The 24,202-nt window shown below is 70.4% G+C and carries 20 protein-coding genes and 1 pseudogene; 15 read left to right on the forward strand and 6 right to left on the reverse strand.

Annotation, left to right across the window (positions count from 1 at the left end):
* Positions 1 to 15 precede the first annotated feature (15 nt).
* The 8 genes from P8A20_RS26600 to P8A20_RS26635 all read left to right on the forward strand — a co-directional run bounded on the left by P8A20_RS26600 (position 16) and on the right by P8A20_RS26635 (position 7,753).
* Positions 16 to 1,032 (forward strand): carbohydrate ABC transporter permease, encoded by a 1,017-nt coding sequence (locus P8A20_RS26600; RefSeq protein ID WP_014156612.1) that lies wholly within the window; start codon positions 16 to 18, stop codon positions 1,030 to 1,032.
* Complete coding sequence (locus tag P8A20_RS26605; protein WP_147963118.1) at positions 1,029 to 1,925, forward strand: sugar ABC transporter permease; 897 nt, start codon at positions 1,029 to 1,031, stop codon at positions 1,923 to 1,925. The genes P8A20_RS26600 and P8A20_RS26605 overlap by 4 nt, the downstream gene beginning before the upstream one ends.
* Positions 1,926 to 2,024: 99 nt before the next feature.
* Positions 2,025 to 3,701 (forward strand): glycoside hydrolase family 13 protein, encoded by a 1,677-nt coding sequence (locus P8A20_RS26610; RefSeq protein WP_147963117.1) that lies wholly within the window; start codon positions 2,025 to 2,027, stop codon positions 3,699 to 3,701.
* Positions 3,686 to 4,744, forward strand: coding sequence for a LacI family DNA-binding transcriptional regulator (locus P8A20_RS26615; protein WP_306104372.1), 1,059 nt, complete (start codon positions 3,686 to 3,688; stop codon positions 4,742 to 4,744). Before P8A20_RS26610 ends, P8A20_RS26615 begins: the two co-directional genes overlap by 16 nt.
* 106 nt (positions 4,745 to 4,850) lie before the next feature.
* Entirely contained in the window at positions 4,851 to 5,681 is an 831-nt protein-coding gene (locus tag P8A20_RS26620) for an SDR family oxidoreductase (protein ID WP_147963115.1), read from the forward strand.
* Positions 5,682 to 5,745: 64 nt separating this feature from the next.
* Positions 5,746 to 6,309 (forward strand): GNAT family N-acetyltransferase, encoded by a 564-nt coding sequence (locus P8A20_RS26625; protein ID WP_147963114.1) that lies wholly within the window; start codon positions 5,746 to 5,748, stop codon positions 6,307 to 6,309.
* A gap of 86 nt (positions 6,310 to 6,395) precedes the next feature.
* On the forward strand, positions 6,396 to 7,310 hold the full coding sequence (locus tag P8A20_RS26630) for an RNA polymerase sigma-70 factor (RefSeq protein WP_187282384.1): 915 nt from the start codon (positions 6,396 to 6,398) through the stop codon (positions 7,308 to 7,310).
* A 104-nt stretch (positions 7,311 to 7,414) separates the two neighbouring features.
* Positions 7,415 to 7,753, forward strand: coding sequence for a hypothetical protein (locus P8A20_RS26635; protein ID WP_147963113.1), 339 nt, complete (start codon positions 7,415 to 7,417; stop codon positions 7,751 to 7,753).
* Positions 7,754 to 7,771: 18 nt separating this feature from the next.
* Here P8A20_RS26635 and P8A20_RS26640 read toward each other — a convergent pair whose 3' ends face one another.
* From P8A20_RS26640 to P8A20_RS26650, 3 genes and pseudogenes are all read right to left on the reverse strand, one after another.
* The gene (locus P8A20_RS26640) at positions 7,772 to 8,173 is read right to left on the reverse strand and encodes a hypothetical protein (protein WP_306105204.1); all 402 of its coding nucleotides are present in this window, start codon (positions 8,171 to 8,173) and stop codon (positions 7,772 to 7,774) included.
* Between the two features lie 18 nt (positions 8,174 to 8,191).
* Positions 8,192 to 8,392 (reverse strand): annotated as a pseudogene (locus P8A20_RS26645) (DUF397 domain-containing protein); the annotation flags it as partial.
* Positions 8,389 to 9,267, reverse strand: a complete 879-nt coding sequence (locus tag P8A20_RS26650) for a helix-turn-helix domain-containing protein (RefSeq protein WP_147963112.1) — start codon at positions 9,265 to 9,267, stop codon at positions 8,389 to 8,391. The pseudogene P8A20_RS26645 and the gene P8A20_RS26650, both read right to left, overlap by 4 nt.
* Positions 9,268 to 9,431: 164 nt before the next feature.
* Here P8A20_RS26650 and P8A20_RS26655 point away from each other — a divergent pair, with 164 nt between their 5' ends.
* The 4 genes from P8A20_RS26655 (at position 9,432) to P8A20_RS26670 (ending at position 12,175) form a co-directional block, all read left to right on the forward strand.
* Positions 9,432 to 9,869 carry an ATP-binding protein gene (locus P8A20_RS26655; protein WP_306104373.1) on the forward strand — a complete coding sequence of 146 codons (438 nt, stop codon included), beginning with the start codon at positions 9,432 to 9,434 and terminating at the stop codon, positions 9,867 to 9,869.
* 225 nt (positions 9,870 to 10,094) lie between these two features.
* A complete protein-coding gene (locus tag P8A20_RS26660) occupies positions 10,095 to 11,018 on the forward strand; it encodes a hypothetical protein (protein WP_306105205.1) in 924 nt (307 codons plus the stop codon).
* Between the two features lie 77 nt (positions 11,019 to 11,095).
* Positions 11,096 to 11,341: a hypothetical protein gene (locus P8A20_RS26665; protein ID WP_306104374.1), complete on the forward strand. Its 246-nt coding sequence runs from the start codon at positions 11,096 to 11,098 to the stop codon at positions 11,339 to 11,341.
* A gap of 72 nt (positions 11,342 to 11,413) precedes the next feature.
* The gene (locus tag P8A20_RS26670) at positions 11,414 to 12,175 is read left to right on the forward strand and encodes a hypothetical protein (protein WP_147963110.1); all 762 of its coding nucleotides are present in this window, start codon (positions 11,414 to 11,416) and stop codon (positions 12,173 to 12,175) included.
* Positions 12,176 to 12,246: 71 nt separating this feature from the next.
* Here P8A20_RS26670 and P8A20_RS26675 read toward each other — a convergent pair whose 3' ends face one another.
* The gene (locus P8A20_RS26675; RefSeq protein ID WP_147964076.1) at positions 12,247 to 13,059 is read right to left on the reverse strand and encodes a DUF8017 domain-containing protein; all 813 of its coding nucleotides are present in this window, start codon (positions 13,057 to 13,059) and stop codon (positions 12,247 to 12,249) included.
* Between the two features lie 656 nt (positions 13,060 to 13,715).
* On the opposite strand from P8A20_RS26675, the gene P8A20_RS26680 reads away from it, so the two are divergent.
* From P8A20_RS26680 to P8A20_RS26690, 3 genes are all read left to right on the forward strand, one after another.
* Positions 13,716 to 15,440 carry a carbohydrate-binding module family 20 domain-containing protein gene (locus tag P8A20_RS26680; protein ID WP_147963109.1) on the forward strand — a complete coding sequence of 575 codons (1,725 nt, stop codon included), beginning with the start codon at positions 13,716 to 13,718 and terminating at the stop codon, positions 15,438 to 15,440.
* 99 nt (positions 15,441 to 15,539) lie between these two features.
* On the forward strand, positions 15,540 to 20,846 hold the full coding sequence (gene pulA / locus P8A20_RS26685) for a pullulanase-type alpha-1,6-glucosidase (RefSeq protein ID WP_306104375.1): 5,307 nt from the start codon (positions 15,540 to 15,542) through the stop codon (positions 20,844 to 20,846).
* A 183-nt stretch (positions 20,847 to 21,029) separates the two neighbouring features.
* On the forward strand, positions 21,030 to 21,380 hold the full coding sequence (locus P8A20_RS26690; protein WP_147963107.1) for a 5-carboxymethyl-2-hydroxymuconate Delta-isomerase: 351 nt from the start codon (positions 21,030 to 21,032) through the stop codon (positions 21,378 to 21,380).
* Here the strand turns inward: P8A20_RS26690 and P8A20_RS26695 are convergent.
* Together P8A20_RS26695 and P8A20_RS26700 are read right to left on the reverse strand one after the other, a co-directional pair.
* Entirely contained in the window at positions 21,365 to 22,099 is a 735-nt protein-coding gene (locus P8A20_RS26695) for a TetR/AcrR family transcriptional regulator (RefSeq protein ID WP_147963106.1), read from the reverse strand. The genes P8A20_RS26690 and P8A20_RS26695 overlap by 16 nt on opposite strands.
* Positions 22,100 to 22,196: 97 nt before the next feature.
* Complete coding sequence (locus P8A20_RS26700; RefSeq protein ID WP_147963105.1) at positions 22,197 to 24,122, reverse strand: hypothetical protein; 1,926 nt, start codon at positions 24,120 to 24,122, stop codon at positions 22,197 to 22,199.
* Positions 24,123 to 24,202 lie beyond the last annotated feature (80 nt).

Raw genomic sequence — 24,202 nt, forward strand, 5'->3', positions numbered from 1 at the left:
AAGGCAGGCCGGCTGATGGCTGTCCACACCAGCCAGTCGGTGGCGAAGGCCGCGGGCGACGACGTCGCCCGCGGCCGGAGCCGCGGTACTGGTAACCCCCCACCGCCGAGCAGGTTCCGGCGCGCCCTGTCGGTCCACTGGTACGCCTGGACCATGGTCGCCCCGGTCGTGCTCGTCATCGGCGTGATCATCGGCTATCCGCTGGTCCGCGGTATCTGGCTGTCGATGACCGACGCCAACGAGCGCAACGTCGCCCGGTCCATCGGTGTCAACGAGATGCCCGCGACCTACGAGTTCGTGGGTCTGGACAACTACGCGGACGCCCTGACCGGCAATCAGTTCCTCGGGACGCTCGGCTGGACACTGGTGTGGACGGTCTCCTGTGTGACCATCACCTTCTGCCTGGGCATGGCCCTCGCCAACATCCTCAACCGCAGGATCGTCGGCCGCTCCGCCTACCGCATGGCCCTGATCCTGCCCTGGGCCATCCCCGGCTTCGTGTCGGTCTTCGCCTGGCGCTTCCTCTACAACGAGAACAACGGGCTGCTCAACAAGATCCTCGGCGGCGCCGGCATCGACGGCATACCGTGGCTGAACGACCCCACCTGGGCGAAGTTCTCCGTCATCGCCGTCAACGTCTGGCTCGGCGTGCCGTTCATGATGGTCGCCCTCCTCGGCGGACTGCAGTCGATCCCCGCCGAGCAGTACGAGGCCGCGGAGATGGACGGCGCCACCGCCTGGCAGCGCTTCCGCCACGTCACGCTCCCCGGACTGCGCCCGGTGTCCACCACGGTGGTCCTGCTCTCCACCATCTGGACCTTCAACATGTTCCCGGTGATCTTCCTGCTGACCCGCGGCGGACCCGGTGAGGCCACGCAGATCCTGGTCACCCAGGCGTACAAATTCTCCTTCGAGATCAGCCCGCGCGACTTCGCGCAGTCCTCCACCTGGGGCGTGCTGATCCTCGTACTCCTGATGCTCTTCGCCATGGTGTACCGGCGAGTGCTCCGCACGCAGGGAGACAACTGGTGACCACCGCCACCGCACCCTCCGCAACCGCCGAGACCTCCGCCCGGCACGGCGCCCGCAAGGTCCGCCGCCGCGGCGACCGCTCGCCGGCCGCGTCCCTGGCCCTGCACCTCACCCTGATCATCACCTCGGTGATCGCGGTCTTCCCGGTGCTGTGGGTCCTGCTGACGTCGCTGAAGCCCGCGAAGTTCGCGTCGACCACGGACTTCTTCAAAGAGACGACGTTCGAGAACTACACCAACCTGATCAAGGACACCGAGTTCCTGAGCTGGTTCGGCAACTCCGTGATCGTCGCGGGGCTCTCCACCGTCATCGGTGTCTTCGTCTCCGCCACCACCGGCTACGCCGTCAGCCGCTTCCGCTTCCCCGGCAAGCGCGGGCTGATGTGGACGCTGCTCGTCACCCAGATGTTCCCGGTGGCCGTCCTCATCGTGCCGATCTACAACATCATGTCGACGATGGGCCTGCTCAACCAGCCGGCCGGGCTCGTCATCACCTACCTCACCATCTCGGTGCCCTTCTGCGCCTGGATGATGAAGGGCTTCTTCGACACGATCCCGCGCGAGATCGACGAGTCGGGGCAGGTCGACGGGCTCACCCCGTTCGGGACGTTCTGGCGGCTCATCCTGCCGCTCGCCAAGCCCGGCCTCGCCGTCACCGCCTTCTACTCCTTCATCACCGCCTGGGGCGAAGTGGCCTACGCCTCCGCCTTCATGGTCGGTGACGAGAACCTCACGCTCGCCGGCGGACTGCAGAAGTTCGTCAACCAGTACGGAGCCCAGTGGGGCCCGATGACCGCGGCGTCCGTGCTCATCGCGATCCCGGCCGCGCTGGTCTTCCTGTTCGCGCAGAAGCACCTGGTCACCGGCATGTCCGCCGGAGCCGTCAAGGGCTGACGCACCCAGTCCCCGCACGACCGCACGCAACGTCACGGCGGCGCCGGATCCCCGACCAGGCACCGGCGCCGCTCCCCACCCAGACACCCCAGGGACGACATGACCCAGCACCTCGCTGCCCCCTCCACCGGCACGTCCGACGACGCCCCGGGCCACCGCACCGGCTGGTGGCAGGACGCGGTGATCTACCAGGTGTACCCACGCAGCTTCGCCGACGGAAACGGCGACGGCATGGGGGACCTCGCGGGTGTCACCGCGCGGCTCCCGTACCTCCGGGACCTCGGTGTCGACGCCGTCTGGCTCAGCCCCTTCTACGCCTCCCCGCAGGCCGACGCCGGTTACGACGTCGCCGACTACCGGGCCATCGACCCGATGTTCGGCACCCTGCTGGACGCCGACGCCCTGATCCGCGAGGCCCACGGTCTGAGCCTGCGCGTCATCGTCGACCTGGTTCCCAACCACTCCTCCGACCAGCACGAGTGGTTCAAGCGCGCCCTCGCCGAGGGACCCGGATCGGCCCTGCGCGAGCGCTACCACTTCCGCCCCGGCAAGGGCACCGACGGCGAACTCCCGCCCAACGACTGGGAGTCCATCTTCGGCGGCCCGGCCTGGACCCGGACCACCGACCCGGACGGCACTCCCGGCGACTGGTATCTGCACCTCTTCGCGCCGGAGCAGCCCGACTTCAACTGGGAACACCCGGCCGTCGCGGACGAGTTCCGCTCCATCCTGCGCTTCTGGCTCGACATGGGCGCCGACGGCTTCCGCGTCGACGTCGCCCACGGCCTCGTCAAGGCGGAGGGCCTGCCGGACCTCGGATCGCACGACCAGCTGAAACTGCTGGGCAACGACGTCATGCCGTTCTTCGACCAGGACGGTGTGCACGAGATCTACCGCAGCTGGCGCACCGTCCTCGACGAGTACTCCGGCGACCGCGTCCTCGTAGCCGAGGCGTGGACCCCGACCGTCGAGCGGACCGCCAACTACGTGCGTCCCGACGAGATGCACCAGGCCTTCAACTTCCAGTACCTGTCGACCGCCTGGGACGCCGCCGAGCTGCGCACCGTCATCGACTCCTCGCTCGACGCGATGCGCCCGGTGGGCGCGCCCACCACCTGGGTGCTCTCCAACCACGACGTCACCCGGCACGCCACCCGCTTCGGCAACCCGCCGGGCCTGGGCACCCAGATCCGTACCCCCGGCGACCGCGAGCTCGGTCTGCGACGGGCTCGCGCGGCGACGCTGCTGATGCTGGCGCTGCCCGGCTCCGCGTACATCTACCAGGGCGAGGAGCTGGGCCTCCCCGACGTCACCGACCTGCCCGACGAGGCCCGCCAGGACCCGTCCTTCTTCCGGGCCGAGGGCCAGGACGGCTACCGCGACGGCTGCCGCGTCCCGATCCCGTGGACCCGCGAGGGCAGCTCGTACGGCTTCGGCAGCGGCGGCAGCTGGCTGCCGCAGCCCGACAGCTGGGGCGAGCTCTCCGTCGAGGCGCAGTCCGGCACGGAGGGCTCCACGCTGGAGCTGTACCGCGCCGCGATCGCCGCACGGCGTGAGCACCCGGGTCTCGGCGCCGGTACGGACGTCGAGTGGCTGGACGCCCCCGAGGGCGTGCTCGCCCTGGGCCGCCCCGGCTTCGTCGCCACCGTCAACACCACCGGAGCGCCGGTGAGCATCGCCGCCCCCGGCACGCTGCTGCTCGCCAGCGGCCCTGTCGCCGTGGACGGCACCACCGTCGAGCTGCCCGCCGACACCACGGTGTGGTGGACGGTGTGACCGTCCCCGCACCCAGGACCGGGCCGGCGTTGCGGCTCTCCGACATCGCCGGTCAGGCCGCGGTCAGCGAGGCCACCGTCAGCCGTGTCCTGAACGGGAAGCCGGGCGTCGCGGACACCACGCGTCAGCGGGTGCTCGCGGCGCTCGACATCCTCGGCTACGAACGCCCCGTGAGGCTGCGGCAGCGCAGCGCGGGGCTGATCGGGCTGGTGACGCCCGAGCTCGTCAACCCGATCTTCCCGGCGTTCGCCCAGTCCGTGGAGCAGGTACTCGCGGGGCACGGCTACACGCCCGTGCTCTGCACCCAGCTGCCAGGAGGCGCCACCGAGGACGAGCTGGTCGAACAGCTCGTCGAGCGCGGTGTGGGCGGCATCGTGTTCCTGTCCGGGCTGCACGCCGACACCTCGGCCGACCCGGCGCGTTACGCCGCGCTCACCGAGCGAGGTGTGCCGTTCGTCCTCATCAACGGCTACAACGAGCGCATCAGCGCCCCGTTCGTCTCGCCGGACGACCAGGCCGCCGTACGGATGGCCGTCAGCCATCTCGCCGAGCTCGGTCACCGGCGGGTCGGCCTGGCGATCGGGCCGCAGCGCTACGTGCCGTCCCGGCGCAAGCGGGACGGGTTCGTCGACGCCGCCGTGTCCGTGCTCGGCATGGACCGCGAGGAGGCGGAACTCCTGGTGTGCTCGACGCTGTTCAGCGTCGAGGGCGGCCAGGTCGCGGCGGGCGCGCTGCTCGACCGTGGCTGCACCGGCATCGTCTGCGGCAGCGACCTGATGGCGCTCGGCGTGGTCAGGGCGGCGCGGGAGAGGGGACTCGACGTCCCCCGGGACGTCTCCGTCGTCGGCTTCGACGACTCCCAGCTCATCGCCTTCACCGACCCGCCCCTGACCACCGTGCGCCAGCCGGTGCAGGCGATGGCGGCGGCGGCCGTGGGGGCGCTGCTGGAGGAGATCGCCGGAAGCCCCGTGCAGCGCACGGAGTACGTGTTCCAGCCCGAGCTGGTGGTCCGGGGGTCCACCGCGGCGGCGCGCGGCGCCTGAACGGGTGCGGGAACAGGGGAATGTGCGGGGCCGGGCCCGGAGGGGGGACCCGGCCCCGTCCCGTGTTCAATTGCGACAAAGAACCGTTACGTCAATGGGAGGCGTCATGGGCGCGAACGTGGTCGTAGTCATCGGCGTCGGCGGGATGGGGCAGGCCATCGCCCGACGTCAGGGCGCGGGAAACAAGGTGCTCCTCGCCGACTTCGACGAGAAGACACTCACCACCGTCGCGGAACTGCTGCGCGGGCAGGGGCACGACGTCAGCACGCAGGCGGTCGACGTCTCCTCCCGCTCCTCGGTCGCCGCCCTCGCCGACACGGCGGCACGACTCGGCCCCGTCACCCAGGTCGTCCACACGGCGGGGCTCTCCCCGGTCCAGGCCCCCGCCGCCGCGGTCCTCCGGGTGGACCTGCTCGGCACGGCCCTGGTCGTGGAGGCCTTCGGACAGATCGTCGCTCCGGGCGGCGCCGGCCTGGTGATCGCCAGCATGGCCGGCCACATGCTGCGAGCTCCCCTGAGCGCGGAGCAGGAGGCCGCCCTCGCCCACGCGCCCGCCGACGAACTCCTGGACCTGCCGTTCACCGATCCGGAGGTCCTCGGGCAGGGTGCGTACGGGCTGGCGAAGTACGGCAACCGGCTGCGCGTACAGGCCGCAAGCGTGTCCTGGGGCGAGCGGGGAGCCCGGATCAACTCCATCAGCCCCGGCGTCATCGCGACTCCGATGGGACAGCAGGAGCTGGACGGCGTCAGCGGTCAGCAGATGCGTGCCATGGTCTCCGCGTCGGGCACGGGCCGCCTGGGCACCCCCGACGACATCGCAGACGCCGCCGCCTTCCTGCTCGGCCCCGGAGCGACCTTCATCACCGGGAACGACCTGCTCGTCGACGGCGGTGTCGTGGCGGCCCTTCGCGCCGGCGGCCGCACGCCGACTGTCTGACCTTCAGGGCGGTCTCATGGCCGAGCCGGCATCGCCGCGGCGGGCGTGCGATAGGTTCCCCGCCATGACCGGACTCGGAGCCGTCGCCTGGCCACCCGCCCCGATACGGACCGAACGGCTCGTGCTCCGCGAGTCCGAGGCCCGGGACCGTGAGGCGTTCATCGAGATGTTCGCCTCGCCGGAGGTGCGTACCTACCTCGGTGGCCCCCGCCCGCGTGACGAGCTCGAACGCGCGGTGCCCGAGGTGCCCGGGCGGCGTCCCGGCCTCTTCGTGACCGAGCTCGACGGAGCGATGATCGGCATGGTCGCGCTCGACCGGCGCGACGCGGAACGCCCGGGGCACGTCAGCCCGGACGCCGGGGAGGCCGAACTCGGTTACACCTTCCTGCCCGAGGCATGGGGGCACGGGTACGCCGCCGAGGCGTGCACGGCGGCACTCGCCTGGTTCGCCGGCGCACGCCCCGGCGAACCGGTGGTGCTCTGCACCCAGGTGGCCAACGAACGCTCGATGCGTCTCGCGGTGAAGCTGGGGTTCACCGAGGTCGAACGGTTCGTGGAGTACGGCGCCGAGCAGTGGTTCGGCGTGACCCCCGGTCGCGGCGGCCGGCCGCCCGCGCACGTGAGGTGATCTGGGTCACAGGCTGTCACAGGGGGCGTGCAGGTGGTGTCTTGAGCCCGAACGCTCGAACCGTTCGGAACGAGGGAGACATCAGCATGGTGGAGAACCGCATGAGCGAGGAACACGTCGTCGACCGGGCGACCGAGGCCTTCGTCGCCCAGCGCAACCTGCTCTTCACCGTCGCGTACGAGATGCTCGGCTCGGCGGTAGACGCCGAGGACGTCCTCCAGGAGACCTGGCTGCGGTGGGTCGAGGTCGACCTCGACCAGGTGCGCGACCAGCGCGCCTACCTGGTCCGGATCACGACCCGGCAGGCACTCAACCGGCTGCGCACGATGTCCCGGCGCAAGGAGTCGTACGTGGGCCCGTGGCTGCCGGAGCCGCTGCTGACCACGCCGGACGTGGCCCAGGACGTCGAACTCGCCGAGAGCGTGTCGATGGCTGTGATGCTGGTCCTGGAGACGTTGTCGCCGACCGAACGGGCCGTCTTCGTGCTGCGCGAGGTCTTCGACGTCGGCTACGACGAGATCGCGGCGGCGGTCGACAGGACCCCGGCAGCGGTCCGCCAGATCGCGCACCGCGCACGCCGTCACGTGGACGCCCGGCGTCCACGCACCGTGGTGTCCCAGCGGCAGACACGGGAGGCCGTGGACTCGTTCGTGCGGGCACTGAAGGGCGGGGACCTTCAGGAGCTGCTCGACGTGCTCGCGCCTGACGTCGTCTACATGGGTGACGGCGGCGGCGTGAAGCACGCCGCGCTACGGCCGATCGCCGGCGCCGGCAAGGTGGCCCGCCTGCTGGCCGGCGGCCTCGGCAGGAACACGATCCCGATCACCTTCGGCCCCACCATGGTCAACGGCAGCCCGGCGCTCGCGCTCCACCTGGACGGTGAGCTGGACAGCATCGTCGCCGTCCACGTGGAAGCCGGCCGGATCACCGGTCTCTACGTCGTCCGCAATCCCGAGAAGCTGTCCCGCATCGCGTCCGAGACACCGCTCGCCTTGCGATGAACCGCCTGTGTCCCATGGGTGACTTGAGTATCGGCCGCAGCAGTCGGCCTGGTCCCCGCGCAATGAATCACCGGCTCGTCCGACTTCAGAGAGAGTGCCTTGGCATGGAGATCCTTCGGTATGTGTTCCTCGTCTTCCACCTGTTCGGTTTCGCCGCGCTCCTGGGCGGCGTCTTCTACCAGCTGAGGGGGAAGGACCCGGTGACCGGCGGCTACATGGTGAGCAGCGCGGTCGTCCAGCTGGTCACCGGTGCGGGACTCGTCTGGACCCGGATATCCCAGGACCTGCCGGTGGACGACACCAAGATGGGGGTGAAACTGGCCCTCGACGTCCTGGTGGCGGTGACCGCCCTGGTCGGCATGCGCAACAAGCGCCCATGGGCCTTCTACGCCGTGGGGTCGTTCACAGCGGCCGCGGCAGTCGTGGCCGTCACGTGGAAGTAGCTCCCGGTGGAGCCCTGCTCAGGCGTACGGCACGACCACGACCTGTACGTCGTCCTCATAGACGACCCGTCCCGGGTCCCCGGAACGCAGCGTCAGGCAGTCGACGCCGTGAGCGGCCAGGATCTCCAGATAGCCGGGGACCCGCGTGAGGAGATGCGCGGCCGACGGCTTGAACCACGCCGCCGCGCCGGGGTTGATCCCGTCGTCGTAGACCGCGGGGTCAACGGTCGAGGGATCGGTGTACGCCGCGTCGTACCAACTGTTGTTCCTTCGGCGGAAGGACTCCTGCTCGTCCGAGAGCCGTCCCTCACGCGCCAGGTTGTTGACGAGCCCGAAAACACCGGTGAAGTGCCCTCGCGGGTTGCGGTGCGGCGACTGGAACCGTACGTACGCGACCGCCGCGCTCCCGTTGTCGGGCACCCCTGGCGTCAGTTCTTCTGAGGCGTACGTGACGAAGGCTTCCCAGGTGGTCGGGGCGAAGCCGAGGCGGGGGCCGCGAACGTCCTTCGAGTCACGGACGTGCACCGTGCCGGGTGCGGTCGCCACCTCGACGCAGTCGGCCTCGCTGCTGTTGCTGCTGTAGCTGCTCTTGGACCAGTGCAGTTCGTCAACGCCCTCGGCGGGCAGCAGGCTGATCATGTCTCTCCCAGAAGTTGCTCGATGAAGGCCAGCGACTCCCGAGGGGGGAGAGCTTGGGCCCGGATCATGCCATACCGCAGCTCAAGGATTCGAAGCTGTTTCGGATCGGATACCGCCCGGCCGTTGAACGCCCCCTCGGAGCGTGCCAGAGCCGTTCCGTCCTTGAACTTCAGCACCTGTGTCTCTCCCTGCATTCCTGCGTGTTCCTCGCGGGCGATCGGCATGACCTGGATGGAGACCTGACGCAACTGGCCGATGGAAAGCAGGTGTTCGAGCTGGCGGCGTAGAACCATTGTGCCCCCGAGTGGGCGCCTCAGGGTTACTTCCTCCTGTACGAAACTGAGAGCTGGAGCCGGGGTCCGTTCGAAGATCGCCTGCCTGGCCACGCGCCCGGCGACTGCCTGCTCGACCGCATCCGGCTCGTACGCGGGAAGCCGCATCTCGAAGAGTGCCCGCGCGTACTCGGCGGTCTGCAACAGGCCGTGCAGGTTGTGGTCCCCGTACGCCATGAGTTCGACAGCACGGGCTTCCAGCCTCGCCAGGTCCCGCACCTTCTTCGGGTACCGGACCTCCGCCAGCTCCCGTTTCATCAGCGCGAGTTTTCCTCCCGCCCCCAGCACCTTGTCGGCCCGGTCCAGGAACTCGGGGCGGGGGATGCGACGGCCGCCCTCGACCTTGTAGACCAGGTCCTCCCCGTATCCGATCGCGGCTCCGAACTCGCCGGCCCGCATGCCTGCCGCTTCCCGCCAGGCCTTGATCTGACGACCCACCGTCGCCGCCATGGCAGCTCCCGACTCGTCGTCGGGATCCACGTCCCAGCCGGGCTCGTCCGCCCCGTCGTTGCCGCGCTCCGTTACGGTCTCGTCCACGCTCATCCGTACCCCACTTCCGATGCGCCTGCCGTTCCTGCACCAACCTCGGTCGTCCCCCGCGAGTCACCCCGGACAGCCGGGACAAGACTGGACAGCGACGGGACAATCACCGTACGTAACCGCCTTTCCGGTTCTCACGGTAGGCAGGGGCCGCCACGCTGAGTGGTGTGACCCAAGAAATCACCCGAACCGAACATTCCGCTCCCGCCCGGCAGTTCACCGTGCTGCTCTCTCCCACTCGTCGGGGCGCCAGGCTCGCCCGTCTGCTCTCCACGGCACACCTGGGGGACTGGGGGCTGCCAACCGGGCCGGCCGCGCACATCGTGGCGGAGCTGGCCACGAACGCCGTGCTGCACGGCCGCGTGGAGGGCCGGGACTTCCGGCTGCGCCTCACCGTTCACCGCGACGCGGTCCTCCGCATCGAGGTGACCGACGCCCGGGGCGAACGGCTGCCTCCCGCGCCCGGAGCTGTTGTGGAGGCCGACCGGGAAGCGGAGTCGGGTCGCGGTCTGCTGATCGTCGGGGCGCTCGCGGACCGCTGGGGCATTGACGCCCAACCTGCCCTGCGCAAGACGGTCTGGGCCGAACTCGACCTCGTCCGGTGATCACCGCCACTGGGGCGCGGAGCCCCGAGGTGCCCGGCTCGACCCGCCCGTCACTCAGGCGGGTGACATGACGCAACTGAGCTGGATTTAGTACGTATTACCGGGCATATGCTCGCCCCCATCGGTGCCCCGATCGAGGGCCTGGACCGACGAGGAAGCAGAGGCTTCTCGATGGGTACCCAGCAGACCGACCTGTCCACACCGCCTGATCCCGAACGGAACTCCATGGTCAGCGCACCCCACGAAGCGATGCACCGCATCTTCCAGGAAGACCCGGGCCTCTTCTCCCGGCTCTCCGACGTCCTTGGGCTCGACCTGCCGCCCCTCGGGGCGGGTAAGCCTCTGACCGTCGACCTCACCGAGACCGAACCGCTCGAACGGCGCGTCGACACCCTCCTGCGCATCGAGACGCAGAACGGCGGGCCCTTCCTCCTCATCGTCGAAGCCCAGGGCAAGAAGGACCCCGGCAAGACGGCCAGTTGGCCCTACTACGTCACGTACCTCAACAACAAGTACCGGATCCCGGTGCTGCTCCTCGTGATCTGCCAGGATCACGCCACCGCAGCATGGGCGGCCCGTCCCCTCACCATCGGCCTGCCCCAATGGCCGACAGTCACGACCCGCCCCCTCGTGGCGGGACCCCACAACATGCCCGTCATCACGAACGTGGCAGAGGCGCGAAAAGACCTCGCGCTCGCCACGCTCTCGGCGATCACACACGCTGACAATCCGGACGTCGATGCGATACTGAAGACGATGTCCGCCGCTCTGCGCGACGCACCGGATGTGATCGCGGGACCCTTCGTCGAATTCATCGCACAAGGCCTGGGCAACCGCCCGGCCGCACAACAGTGGAGGAATCTGGTGGCCGTGGATCTTTCCTTCTACACCTCGCCGCTGTCCGAAGAGATCCGGGACGAGGGCCGTGTCGAAGGTCGCGTCGAAGGCCGTGCTGAGGGCCACGTCGAGAGGGGCGCCGAGGATGTGCTGCTCGTCCTTGATGCGCGTGGTGTCGACATCACCCACGCCACTCGCGTGAAGGTGACCGCCTGCGGTGACTCGGACGTGCTCCGCCGGTGGCTGGTTCGTGCGGCGTTCGTCACCACCTCCGACGAGATCTTCGACGAGGAAGCCCCCGTCGACCGGTAGTGCCGACCTCGGTGCCGGTGCCGGTGGCCCTGTACACCGGCACAGGTCTCTCGCCCACACAGGAGCGGAGAAAACGCATGGCTGATCTCTCCTTCTACGTCTCACCCCTCTCCGAGGAGATCCGGGAAGAGGGCCGGGCTGAGGGCCGTGCCAAGAGCATCCTGATCGTTCTCGGTGCGCGTCGCGTCGACGTCGCCCATGCCACCCGGGAGAAGATCACCGCCTGCCGCGACCCGGAACTCCTGCGCCGGTGGCTGCTCCGTTCCGCCGTGATCGCCACCGCCGAAGAGATCTTCGGTGAGGACGCGCCGTCCGAGCAGTGAGCCGGCTCGGAAGCCTGTAACGTGGCGCTCTTCGGCCGGCGCGACCGTCCGGAGTCACAAAGGCGACAGCCCATGACCCAGACCGGCCGGACACCATCCCGCCTCCGTCTCGACGCCGCGCTCGCCGACCTCGCCACCACCTTCGGTGGGATGACGGCCGTCCCGGACGAGAACAACTGCGAGTGTCACTGGGGCAGCGCGGAGGAACTCGCCCAGCTCAAGACACCGGACGCCGGGCTCGACCCCGACCTGCTGCGGCGCACCTGGCAGGCGGTCGACTGGCGCGATCACGGGGCCGTACTGCGCCGCATACTGCCGCAGTTCGCCGCGGCTCTCGTCGACGGCCGGGTGGAGCCGCTCTTCGACATGGGGGACGTGGGCCAGTCCTTCGCACGTGGCGGATGGCAGCAGTGGCCCGCCCCGCAGGCCGCTTCCGTGCGGGAGTTCCTGCACGCCTGGTGGGCCGACAGTCTCATGACGCCCGACCCCACGGTCCCGGCGTACGAAGTCTTCGCACTCTGCGTCGAGGCCTCGGGCGCGGTGGCTCCCTGGCTCGCCGAATGGGAGAGGGCGGTCGACCCCACTGCCGACCGGAGGCTGGTGGAAGCCGTGGACCATTGGGAGTGCGACCTGCTGGGAGGCGAACTCCCCTGGCACGCCTGGGTCCACGACGAGAAACTGATCGGCGAGCTGAGCGCCTGGCTGGCCGTCCACGCCCCCGCACGTCTGGACTCCCAGGGCGCCTCCGAGGAGCTACGCCACTGCGTACGGCTGCTCGGGGTCTCCGGGCCCGCCCGCTGGGAGGATCCGCACTGGCCCGGGCACACCTACTGAGCTGACGCGGGCGACGGGGCAGGCCTGGCCACCTGCCCCGACAGGACCGATGGGCCGGGCGGGTTCTCCCCTCAGCCCTGCCCGTCGCCTTCCTCGAACAGCCTGACCGTGCTGAGGATCTCGCGGATCGTGGCGTCGGGCACCTCGTCGGACACCCCGTGTGCGCCGACGTAGGTCCACGACACGAACTTGCCCTCCGCGTTCTTGAAGGCGAATGTGACGGCCTTGCCGTCGGTGTCGCACTTGCCCTTCGACGGTGCCCCCGAGGACGTGACGGTCACGAGGCTGCCCTCGACGCCCGACTTCGTCCGGTACGACTCGGCCTCACCGATCTCCAGGTGCGTGCTGTCGGGCTGCGTGTAGCCGCCGTACACCCACTTCTTCGCCGTGTCCTCAGCAGCCTCGGCGGCGCTCCTCGCGCCCTTCTCCCCGGTGGTGCCCGTCGACGCGAGCGGGTTGTCGTCCTCGGAGCCGTCCTTGTCGTCGTCGGACGTGCACCACTTCTCCTTGAAGACCGCCGGGGCCATCATCGCGACCAGCGGCTTCTCCTCGGGGTCGCTGTCCTCCGCGACATAGCTGACCCAGTCCGCGGACTGCCGCGCCCAGGTGGCCGGCACGTCGAAGGTGATGCCGCGCTTGGCGTTGACCACCGTGTTCCAGCCGGGGACGAGAGGGCCGGAACCGCCTTCGGTCGAACTCCGGTCCGTGCCCCCGGTACTCGCCGAGTCCGTGGCCCCGGGCTTCGCGTCGTCCCTGTCGGTTCCGTTGCCGCGGAGCACCAGGAAGCCGGTCACCCCGCATGCCACCACGACCGCAGTGGCGGCGGCCACGGCGACGACGGTGGTCCGGTTCCAGCGGCGACGGGGCGGCTCGGGCGCGCCCATGCCGATCGTGGGCGCGTAGTGCAGGCCCGGTTCAGGCTGCGGGGAATCCGGACGGGGGTAGCCGTCCTGCGGGTTCGGCTGTCCGGAAGGCGACTGCTGTCCTGGCCACATGGGTGGTGAGTCTAGTGCGCGGCCGTGCCCGCACCCGCGGCGCGTTTCCTGAGGGCAGGGCCCCGAAGCTGTACGGCACCGGCGGAATCCCGCCTGTACGCCGCGAGTTGGGGCAGCGCACGGCAGAGGTATCCGTCGTCATGGGTGTCACGCGCAGGAGGGGGCCGGACGTCGGCCCAGGGTGGGCCGGCGGGGAAGCGACGTCCGGGCCCCTCCGTGGCGTGACCGGACCGGTCGGCCGGGCGCGTGGGGTCCGGCGGACCGGCCCCCCGGCCGACCGGGCCGGAGTCGGGACGAACTTAACAGTCGCGCAATATCTTGCGTAAGACCTTGCAGGAAGAAATCTCCAGGATTTCGCGGATGTGAGCGGCGTGTGATCGGGTCGTGTCCAGGGGGTTGACCAGGGCAGGTCAGGCTCGTACGGTCTGCGGCACACAGGGTTCTGCATCTTGCTGCAAGAACCTTCATGAGCCTTGAGGGCACGGCGCGTTGCCATGGAGGCTGCTCCGCCATCCCCGCACTTCCCCCACCGCAGGAGGAACGTCATGGCACGCAGGCCCTTGTCCGGCGCGCTCGCCCTCACCATGGGCGCCGCCGTGCTCGCCGTCCCCGCAGGTCTCGGCGCCGCCGGTACGGCGCAGGCCGCGCCGCCCGGGGAGAAGGACGTCACCGCGGTGATGTTCGAGTGGAAGTTCAGCTCCGTGGCGCAGGCGTGCACGGACAGCCTCGGCCCCGCCGGCTACGGATACGTCCAGGTCTCGCCACCTCAGGAGCACATCCAGGGCGCCCAGTGGTGGACCTCGTACCAGCCCGTCAGCTACAGGATCGCCGGACGCCTCGGCGACCGCACCGCCTTCGCGAACATGGTGAACACCTGCCACTCCGCGGGTGTGAAGGTCATCGCCGACTCGGTCATCAACCACATGTCGGCCGGATCAGGGACCGGCACGGGCGGCTCCTCGTACACCAAGTACAACTACCCGGGTCTCTACTCGGCCAACGACATGAACGACTGCCAGTCGCAGATCAGCAACTACGGCGACCGCGCCAACGTCCAGAACTGCGAACTGGTCGGTCTCGCCGACCTGGACACCGGTGAGGAGTACGTCCGCGGCAAGATAGCCGGGTACCTCAACGACCTGCTCTCCCTCGGCGTCGACGGCTTCCGCATCGACGCGGCCAAGCACATGCCGGCCGCCGACCTCGCGAACATCAAGTCCCGGCTGAGCAACCCGGGTGTGTACTGGAAGCACGAGGCGATCTACGGGGCGGGCGAGGCCGTGTCGCCCTCCGAGTACCTCGGCAGCGGTGACGTCCAGGAGTTCCGTTACGGACGCGGTCTCAAGCAGGTCTTCAACAACGAGAACCTCGCCTACCTGAAGAACTTCGGCGAGGGCTGGGGCTTCATGGAGTCGGGCAGGTCCGCCGTCTTCGTCGACAACCACGACACCGAGCGCGGCGGCGACACCCTGAACTACAAGGACGGCGCCAACTACACGCTGGCGAGCGTCTTCATGCTGGCCTACCCCTACGGCTCCCCGGACGTCCACTCCGGCTACGAGTGGTCCGACAAGGACGCCGGTCCGCCCAACGGCGGCCAGGTGAACGCCTGCTACAGCGACGGCTGGAAGTGCCAGCACGCCTGGCGCGAGATCTCCTCCATGGTCGGCTTCCGCAACGCCGCCCGCGGTCAGGCCGTCTCCAACTGGTGGGACAACGGCGCCGACCAGATCGCGTTCGGCCGGGGCTCCAAGGCGTACGTCGCCATCAACCACGAGGGCTCGTCGCTGAGCCGCACGTTCCAGACGTCGCTGCCCGCCGGTGACTACTGCGACGTCCAGTCCGGCAAGGGCGTCACCGTCAACAGCTCCGGACAGTTCACCGCCACCCTCGGCTCCAACACAGCCGTGGCCCTGCACGTGAACGCCCGGACCTGCACGGGCGGTGGCACGACCCCGGACCCCGGCACCGGTCAGTCCGGGGCCTCCTTCGGCGTCAACGCCACCACCCAGACCGGCCAGAACATCTACGTCACCGGCAACCAGGCCGCCCTCGGCAACTGGGCGCCCGGCAGCGCCCTGAAGCTCGACCCGGCCGCCTACCCCGTCTGGAAGCTCGACGTCGCACTGCCCGCCGGGACGTCCTTCGAGTACAAGTACCTCCGCAAGGACGCGAGCGGCAACGTCACCTGGGAGAGCGGCGCCAACCGCACCGCCACCGTGCCGTCCTCCGGAAAGGTCGCGCTGACCGCCGACGTCTGGCGCAGCTGACCCCGCTCGTCGCGGGCCGGGGACGCGAGGGTGAGCGTCCCCGGCCCCGCCGCGCTCCACCGCACAGCCCGATCCCCGAACGCCGAGGAGTACCAGCCCGTGTCCCGAACCACCCTCCGTCGGGGAGCCGTCGCCGCACTGTGCGCGGCGCTGCTGCCCGTCGTACCGGCGGCCACCGCGTCCGCCGCGCCCAGACCCCCCGCCCCGCCCTCCGACGCGAAACTCGCGAAGGAGGCGGCCAGGCACGACCTGACCCGCGAGCAGTTCTACTTCGTGCTGCCCGACCGGTTCGCCGACGGGGACACCTCCAACAACCGAGGCGGACTCACCGGCTCGCGTCTGGAGACCGGCTACGACCCGACGGACAAGGGCTTCTACCAGGGCGGTGACCTCAAGGGCCTCACCCAGCGGCTCGACTACATCAAGGGGCTCGGCACCACCGCGATCTGGCTCGCGCCGATCTTCAAGAACCGTCCCGTGCAGGGCACCGGAGACAACGCGTCCGCCGGCTACCACGGCTACTGGATCACCGACTTCACCCAGGTCGACCCGCACTTCGGGACGAACGCCGACCTCACGAAGCTGATCGACAAGGCCCACGGCAAGGGCATGAAGGTCTTCTTCGACGTCATCACCAACCACACCGCCGACACCGTCGACTACGCAGAGAAGAAGTACGGCTACAAGCCCAAGGGCGCCTTCCCGTACCTCGACGAGGACGGCCGGCCCTTCGACGACGCACAGGGCATGGCGGACGTGGACGCCGACTCCTTCCCGTACACCCCGGTGAACACGGGCAGGAAGGTCCCCGCCTGGCTCGACGACGCCACGATGTACCACAACAGGGGCGACTCGACCTATGCCGGCGAGTCCACCGAGTACGGCGACTTCTCCGGCCTCGACGACCTGTGGACCGAGCGTCCCGAGGTCGTCTCCGGCATGGAGAAGATCTACGAGAAGTGGGTCCGCGACTTCGACATCGACGGCTTCCGCATCGACACCGTCAAGCACGTCGACATGGACTTCTGGACCCAGTGGGCCACCGCCCTGGACGGATACGCGGCCAAGCACGGCCGGGACGACTTCTTCATGTTCGGCGAGGTCTACTCCGCCGACACCGCGATCACCTCGCCGTACGTGACACGGGGCAGGCTCGACGCGACGCTCGACTTCCCCTTCCAGGAAGCCGCCCGGCAGTACGCGTCCCAGGGCGCCCCGGCCTCGAAGCTCGCCGCCGTCTACGCGGACGACTACCGCTACACCACGGACAAGGCCAACGCCTACGAGCAGGTCACCTTCCTCGGCAACCACGACATGGGCCGCATCGGGACCTTCCTGAAGCAGGACAACCCGGAGGCCGGCGACGCCGAACTCCTGAACCGCGCCCGCCTCGCCAACGAGCTGATGTTCCTCGGCCGCGGCAACCCGGTGATCTACTACGGCGACGAGCAGGGCTACACCGGAGCCGGCGGCGACAAGGACGCCCGGCAGACGATGTTCGCCTCGAAGACCGCCGACTACCTCGACGACGACCAGCTGGGCACCGACCGTACCCACGCCTCCGACGCGTACGACACCGGCCACCCGCTCTACCGCTCGATCGCGGCCCTGTCGAAGCTCACCCGGGAGCACCCGGCCCTGCGCGACGGCACCCAGACCGAGCGCTACGCCAAGGACTCCGTCCACGCCTTCTCGCGTACGGACACCAAGCGCCCGTACGAATACCTCGTCGCCTCCAACAACAGCGCCGAGGCGAGGACGGTGAAGCTCCCCACCGAGTCCGCCGGCATGAACTTCCGTACGCTGTACGGCGGTTCCGGTGCGGTGCGCAGCGCCGCCGACAAGACCGTCGAGGTCACCGTGCCCGCGCTGTCCAGCATCGTGCTCCGCGCCGACAAGCAGCTCGGCACCCCCGCCGCCAAGCCCACGGTCACCCTGAAGGCCCCGGCCGTCGGAGCCACCGGCACCGTGGAGATCAGCGCCGACGTCGACGGCGGCGACCTGAACCGCGTCGTGTTCGCCGCGCAGACCGGCGACGGGAAGTGGACCACCCTCGGCTCCGCCGACCACGCCCCGTACAAGGTCACCCAGCACCTCGACGAGTCGGTGAAGGCCGGGACCGCGCTGCGCTACAAGGCCGTGGTCGTCGACCGCGCCGGGCGCACCACGAGCGCCCTCGCCTCCACGACCGCCGGCCAGGCACCGCCCGCCCCGAAGCCCGTCGCCGTCGACCGTGACCAGGCGGTCGTCCACTACAAGCGCGCGGACGGCGACTACGAGGGCTGGCAGCTCAAGTCCGGTGACCGGACCGCCGACTTCATCGGCCGGGACGCCTACGGCGCCTTCGCCTGGATCGATCTCGACGAGGGTGCCTCCTCGGTGCCGTACACCGTCGAGAAGGGCGGCACGGCCGACGGCCCCGAGCGGACCGTCGACCTCGCCAGGACCGGCCAGGTCTGGATCGAGCAGGGCAAGGAGGGCCAGAGCACCGAGGCGCCGGAGGCCCCGCCGCAGGACACCGGCAAGGCCGTCCTGCACTACCACCGAGCCGACGGCGACTACGACGGCTGGGGCCTGCACACCTGGACCGGTGCCGCTGCCCCCACGGACTGGGCCAAGCCGCTCCAGCCCGTGAGGAGCGACGCCTACGGAGTCACCTTCGAGGTCCCGCTCACCGACGGCGCCACCTCCCTCAGCTACATCCTCCACAAGGGCGACGAGAAGGACCTCCCGAGCGACCAGTCCCTCGACATCGCCTCGTACGGGCACGAGGTCTGGATGCTCGGCGGCAAGCCCGGCTACCTGCTGCCCCAGGCCGGCGGGGTGCCCACGCCCGACCTCACCAAGGCCGAGGCCCAGTGGATCGACGCGGACACCGTCGTCTGGAAGGTGAAGGCCACCGACGCCACCAGCCAGCAGCTCGTGTACGCGAAGAACGGCGGCATCTCCGTCGTCGACGGCGCCCTGTCCGACGAGGGACAGTGGCTGCGGCTCGGCGCCACCGAACTCACCGCCGCGCAGAAGGCGAAGTACCCGCACCTCAAGGACTATCCGGCGTTCACCGTCGACACCCGGGACCGGGACCGCGTCCGTGAGTCCCTGCGCGGCCAGCTGATCGCCACTCAGCGCGCCGCCAACGGGGCCCTGCTCGCCGCCACCGGCGTACAGACCGCCGGTGTGCTGGACGAGCTGTACGGCAAGGCGGCGAGCGGCGTCGCGCTCGGTCCCGTCTTCCGCAAGGACAGCCCGACCCTCTCCGTCTGGGCACCCACCGCCCGCACGGTCTCGCTCGAACTCGACGGGAAGACCGTCCCGATGCGCCGCGACGACCGCACCGGCGTCTGGTCGGTCACCGGCAAGAAGTCCTGGACTGGCAAGCCCTACCGCTACGCCGTCCAGGTCTGGGCCCCCACCGTCCAGAAACTGGTCACGAACAAGGTCACCGACCCCTACTCCACCGCCCTGACCGCCGACTCCGCCCGCAGCCTCGTCGTCGACCTCGACGACCCGAAGCTCGCGCCGCGCGGCTGGTCCGCGCTGAAGAAGCCCGCCGCCGTCCCGCTCCGCGACGCCCAGATCCAGGAGCTGCACGTCCGTGACTTCTCGATCACGGACTCCACGTCGAAGCACCCCGGCGAGTACCTCGCCTTCACCGACACCCGCTCCGACGGCATGAAGCACCTCGAGGAGCTCGCGGACTCCGGCACCAGCTACGTGCACCTGCTGCCCGTCTTCGACATCGGGACCATCCCGGAGAAGAAGTCCGACCAGCAGAAGCCGGCCTGCGACCTGTCCGTCCTCGCACCCGACTCCGAGGAACAGCAGGCCTGTGTCACGAAGGCCGCCGCCAAGGACGCCTTCAACTGGGGTTACGACCCGCTGCACTACACGGTCCCCGAAGGCTCCTACGCCTCCGACCCCGACGGCACGAAGCGCACCACCGAGTTCCGGCAGATGGTCCAGGGACTCAACGGCGCCGGGCTGCGGACCGTCATGGACGTCGTCTACAACCACACCGTCGCCTCCGGCCAGGACGACAAGTCCGTCCTCGACAGGATCGTGCCCGGCTACTACCAGCGGCTCCTGGAGGACGGCACCGTCGCCACCTCGACCTGCTGCGCCAACACCGCGACCGAGAACACCATGATGGGCAAGCTCGTCGTGGACTCCGTCGTCACCTGGGCCAAGGAGTACAAGGTCGACGGCTTCCGCTTCGACCTCATGGGCCACCACCCCAAGGCCAACATCCTGGCAGTCCGCAAGGCCCTCGACGAGCTCACCGTCGCCAGGGACGGCGTCGACGGCAAGAAGATCATCCTGTACGGCGAGGGCTGGAACTTCGGAGAGATCGCCGACGACGCCCGCTTCGTCCAGGCCACCCAGAAGAACATGGCCGGCACCGGCATCGCCACCTTCTCCGACCGGGCCCGTGACGCCGTGCGCGGCGGCGGCCCCTTCGACGAGGACCCCGGCGTCCAGGGCTTCGCCTCCGGCCTCTACACCGACCCCAACACCTCCACCGCCAACGGCACCGAGGCCGAACAGAGGGCCCGGCTGCTCCACTACCAGGACCTGATCAAGGTCGGCCTCACCGGCAACCTCGCCGACTACACCTTCACCGACACCCAGGGCCGCACGGTCAAGGGCTCGGCCGTCGACTACAACGGGGCTCCCGCCGGATACGCCGCGGCCCCCGGCGACGCCCTCGCCTACGCCGACGCCCACGACAACGAGACCCTCTACGACGCCCTCGCCTTCAAGCTCCCCGCCGACACCACGGCAGCCGACCGGGCCCGCATGCAGGTCCTGGCGATGGCGACCGCCGCGCTCTCCCAGGGCCCCGCGCTCTCCCAGGCCGGCACCGACCTGCTGCGCTCCAAGTCCCTGGACCGCAACTCCTACGACAGCGGTGACTGGTTCAACGCGCTGCACTGGGACTGCCGCAAGGGCAACGGCTTCGGACGGGGACTGCCGCCGGCCGCCGACAACCAGGACAAGTGGTCCTACGGCAAGCCGCTGCTGACCTCCGGCGCGCTCAGCCCCGGATGCGCGCAGATCACCGGAGCCTCCGCCGCCTACCAGGACCTGCTCACGATCCGCACCACCGAGAAGGACTTCGGCCTCGCCACCACCGGGCAGGTCCAGGACGCCCTCTCCTTCCCGCTCTCCGGCACGAAGGAGACCCCGGGGGTGATCACGATGCGCCTGGGCGACCTGGTCGTCGTCATGAACGCCACCCCGGACACCCAGGTCCAGGCCCTCACCGGCCTGGCCGGGAAGACGTACGCGCTGCACCCCGTCCAGGCGTCGGGCGCGGACACCACCGTCAGGAAGTCCTCGTACGAAAGGAAGTCGGGCAGCTTCACCGTGCCGGGACGCACGGTCGCCGTGTTCTCCCAGCGCTGACGACACCGATCCCACCGGCCGGTCTCCGGCTCCGAGCCCCCCGGCCCGGAGCCGGAGACCGGCCGGCCCCGTGTCGCGGGGGGTCTCCCTTGTGCGGGCGGCACGATCACGCGAAGCTGAAGCCGTACACGTGCATGCACGCCGTACACGTATACGCACCCGAAACGCACCCAGGAGCGCCTGATGCCGCAGATCACCGTCGACTACTCCGCCGAGCTCGACGACAGCTTCGACCGCCGCGGCTTCGCGCTGGCCCTGCACCCGCTCGTCGCCGAGACCGTGTCCACCAAGATCCCCGCCTGCAAGACCCGCTTCCGCCGGGCCGAGGACTCCGTCGTCGGTGACGCCGCCACGGGCGACTCCATCGTGAACGTCTCGATCGCGATGCTGCCCGGCAGGACCCCCGAGATCAAGGCGCAGCTGACGGAAGCCGTGCTGGAGCTGCTGGCCGGACACCTGAAGCCCGTGGACGGGCTCACCGTCCACGCCTCGGCCGAGATCCGGGACCTGGACGCGTCCTACCGCAAGGACTGAGGCAGCCGCTGCGGCGGGACGGCCGGTGCGGCGGGCGCCAGGACCGAGAGTCTGGTGAGCAGTTCGCCGAACGGGCCGTCCGCAGGCTCCTGCGAGAAGACCCGCAGCATCACGCCGGCCATCTCCTGGTCGTACGCCGCGCTCACCGCCCCCAGCGCCGCGAAGTCGTGCACCAGCTGCAACTCCAGCTCGGCACGCGGAACGCGCTTCCCGTCGAGCCAGAGCAGCGCCGTCGACTCGGCCAGCGACACCCACGACCGCACGACGAACTCCAGCCGCGCGGGCGGGGACACCACACCGAGATGCGCGATGATCTGCTCGTACGCCGCCTGGCGCACCCCGTCGACCAGGGCGTCGGCCGTCGACGAACCGCCGGCCGGACCGCCCCGCATCAGCGCGGCGAACCCCGGGCCGTGCTCCTCGACGAAGTCGAAGAACCGGTGCATCACCCGGATCAGCCTTGCACCCAGGGGCCCTTCGTGCGCCTCCAGGAAGCGGCCGGACAGCTCGTCGGCCGCCCGCTTCAGCGCCGCCTCGTACAGACTGCGCTTCCCCGGGAAGTAGTGGTAGACGAGCGGACGCGAGATACCGGCGGCCGACGCGATCTCGTCGATCGACACGTCGTCGGGCGAGCGGTGGCTGAACAACTCCAGGGCGACACCGATCAACTGGGCCCTGCGCTCCTCGACACCCATCCTGCGCCGTACCCGGGTCGTCATGCCGAACAGCCTATCGGGGCAGGGGAGGTGGCCCCCATCCGCACTCCCACCGGCCGGTTCCCCGACTCCGGACGGCGTGCTCACCGGCCGTCCGGAGTCAGTGCAGCGAGCCCACCCGGCTGCCGTCCGCCAACAGCCCCGCGAGCCGGGGACGGTCACCCTCCGCCGCGGGCAGCGTCAGCAGCCGCCCGTCCGTCCGGCCCCGCACACCCCCGGACGCGGTCAGGGACGCGAACTGCCCCGAGCCCGCCGCCAGCACGTACCACCGCCCGCCCTCCGACCTCCACAGCACGCCCGCCAGCACCCGCGGTCTGCGTGTCCCGCAGTCCGGCGAGTCCTCCGAACGTGCCGCCACCGCCCCCGGGGCCCGGGCGCCGCCCGACAGCTCGGGCGGCGCCTGGAACTGCGCCAGGACCCTGCTGCCCGTGCCCCGCCAGGTGTCCGCCCGGGTGCAGAACCACAGCGCGTCCCCCTCGCCCTCCGGCAGCCGCTGCTTCGCGTACGGCCAGGAGTTCACCGACCGGACGCCGTTCGACCGCACCGCCGGCAGCAGGCAGGCGGTACGCGCCCAGCTCTCCCGCTCGGCCCGCCCCGACACGTCGTGCGGCGCGGACGGCGCGCCGGACGTCAGACGTGCGGGCGTGAGCTCACCGAGATCCGTCATCAGCCGAGCCGCCGAGCCGTCCCGCAGCTCCAGGGCCTGCCAGGAACGGCAGTCCGCCCGTCCCTCCGACTCCGTACCCGGCCCCGTCAGCGGATCCGTCACCCCGTGACGGTCTCGGGGCAGCGGACGGGCCGCCCCGTGGGGCGCGAGCAGATCCCGTACGCCGACCTCCCGCACCCAGGGAGCGGTCAGATAGCGGATACGGCCGGCGCGGCGCTGAGCCACCAGCGCGCCCGCCGCCACCGCGTCGGCGCCGTCCACCCGCGCGAAGTCCAGTGCGGCCCCCCTGGACGGATCGGCATTGCGCGGCTCCGCGTAACGCACGACCCGCAGGCCGTCGTGGAACAGCACCACGGCGGCCGGGCCGACCTCGCCCGCGTACAGCAGCTGGGGCGGTCCCATCGGCGGACCGTCGGGGGTCCCGGGCGTCGCCGAGGAGACCACCGCCGGGCCGGGCCGGGCCCAGGCGGCGAGAGCGCGCCGCAGCAGGCCGGTGTCCCCGGTCCGGTCGCCGCGGGTCGGCCACACGCTGAAGTCCCGCCGTGCGGAGCTCCGCCAGAGGCCGTCGGGAACCCGGTGCAACGCGGCGGGATCCAGGGCCTGCTGAGCGGTGCGGTGGCGCGCGTAGAGCGGTGCGGAGGCGGCGCTCGGGCCGCCCAGACCGTCCCCCGGCATCAGCAGCAGAGTCCCGCAGACCAGGAGCGCGCCGGCGCCGGCCAGGAACGTGCGCCCCCGGCGCCGGCGACGGGCCGGATCGGCCGGCCTGACCTGCAAGGAACACGGATCGAACTCCGGCGAGGCCAGCAGCGCGTGGGGCGCCGTGAACCCGTCGGCCTCCAGCAGCGACGCCCGTGGATCCCCGACGCCCACCGCGTCGAGCACCCGGCACACCTCTGCGTCGTCGAGCCCTTCGAGCCCCCGCAGCACATGCGCGGCCCGGCAGGGGGCGGACACCTCGGCGAGGGCCTGCTCCAGCGCCAGTTCGTCCGCTCCGCAGGAATGCGGAAAGAGCCGGAGCCCCCACACCTGCGGTACCAGCGGAGGGAACTGCGCCCGGCGCGGCCGGGCGAACCGGAACAACGGCAGCCCCGCCTCCAGCGCGAGTCGCAGCACCCGAACACGCGCGTGAGCGTAGGCCTGCCCCGGGTCCGGGCCCTGTCCGGCGGCCAGGGCCCGCTGGGCCAGCCAGTGCGCCGACACCACCCGGCGGTTGCGGCCGAGCGAGGGCGCCAGCACGAGATACGCGATCCGCGCCAGCCTGGCGTAGTGCTCGGCGGGCACGGCCTCGGCCCGCTCCCCGGCGGCCTGCTCCGCGTACGGGCGGCCGGCGGACGGCGGTACTGCTCGCAGAGGGGGCATGTTCAGCTGAACGAGCGAATGGTGCGATGGTCACTCCGGCCTGAACGCTCCGGGGCGGGTTGCGCGGTTTCCCCGCGCGC

This window comes from Streptomyces sp. Alt3 (assembly GCF_030719215.1).
Lineage (GTDB): Bacteria > Actinomycetota > Actinomycetes > Streptomycetales > Streptomycetaceae > Streptomyces > Streptomyces glycanivorans.

Bases quoted from the DNA above. Each gene is read 5' to 3' on its own strand.
- P8A20_RS26600 (WP_014156612.1), top strand. From the start codon at position 16: ATGGCTGTCCACACCAGCCAGTCGGTGGCGAAGGCCGCGGGCGACGAC.
- P8A20_RS26610 (WP_147963117.1), top strand. From the start codon at position 2,025: ATGACCCAGCACCTCGCTGCCCCCTCCACCGGCACGTCCGACGACGCC.
- P8A20_RS26620 (WP_147963115.1), top strand. From the start codon at position 4,851: ATGGGCGCGAACGTGGTCGTAGTCATCGGCGTCGGCGGGATGGGGCAG.
- P8A20_RS26625 (WP_147963114.1), top strand. From the start codon at position 5,746: ATGACCGGACTCGGAGCCGTCGCCTGGCCACCCGCCCCGATACGGACC.
- P8A20_RS26630 (WP_187282384.1), top strand. From the start codon at position 6,396: ATGGTGGAGAACCGCATGAGCGAGGAACACGTCGTCGACCGGGCGACC.
- P8A20_RS26635 (WP_147963113.1), top strand. From the start codon at position 7,415: ATGGAGATCCTTCGGTATGTGTTCCTCGTCTTCCACCTGTTCGGTTTC.
- P8A20_RS26650 (WP_147963112.1), bottom strand. From the start codon at position 9,267: ATGAGCGTGGACGAGACCGTAACGGAGCGCGGCAACGACGGGGCGGAC.
- P8A20_RS26660 (WP_306105205.1), top strand. From the start codon at position 10,095: ATGGTCAGCGCACCCCACGAAGCGATGCACCGCATCTTCCAGGAAGAC.
- P8A20_RS26665 (WP_306104374.1), top strand. From the start codon at position 11,096: ATGGCTGATCTCTCCTTCTACGTCTCACCCCTCTCCGAGGAGATCCGG.
- P8A20_RS26670 (WP_147963110.1), top strand. From the start codon at position 11,414: ATGACCCAGACCGGCCGGACACCATCCCGCCTCCGTCTCGACGCCGCG.
- P8A20_RS26675 (WP_147964076.1), bottom strand. From the start codon at position 13,059: ATGGGCGCGCCCGAGCCGCCCCGTCGCCGCTGGAACCGGACCACCGTC.
- P8A20_RS26680 (WP_147963109.1), top strand. From the start codon at position 13,716: ATGGCACGCAGGCCCTTGTCCGGCGCGCTCGCCCTCACCATGGGCGCC.
- P8A20_RS26690 (WP_147963107.1), top strand. From the start codon at position 21,030: ATGCCGCAGATCACCGTCGACTACTCCGCCGAGCTCGACGACAGCTTC.
- P8A20_RS26695 (WP_147963106.1), bottom strand. From the start codon at position 22,099: ATGACGACCCGGGTACGGCGCAGGATGGGTGTCGAGGAGCGCAGGGCC.
- P8A20_RS26700 (WP_147963105.1), bottom strand. From the start codon at position 24,122: ATGCCCCCTCTGCGAGCAGTACCGCCGTCCGCCGGCCGCCCGTACGCG.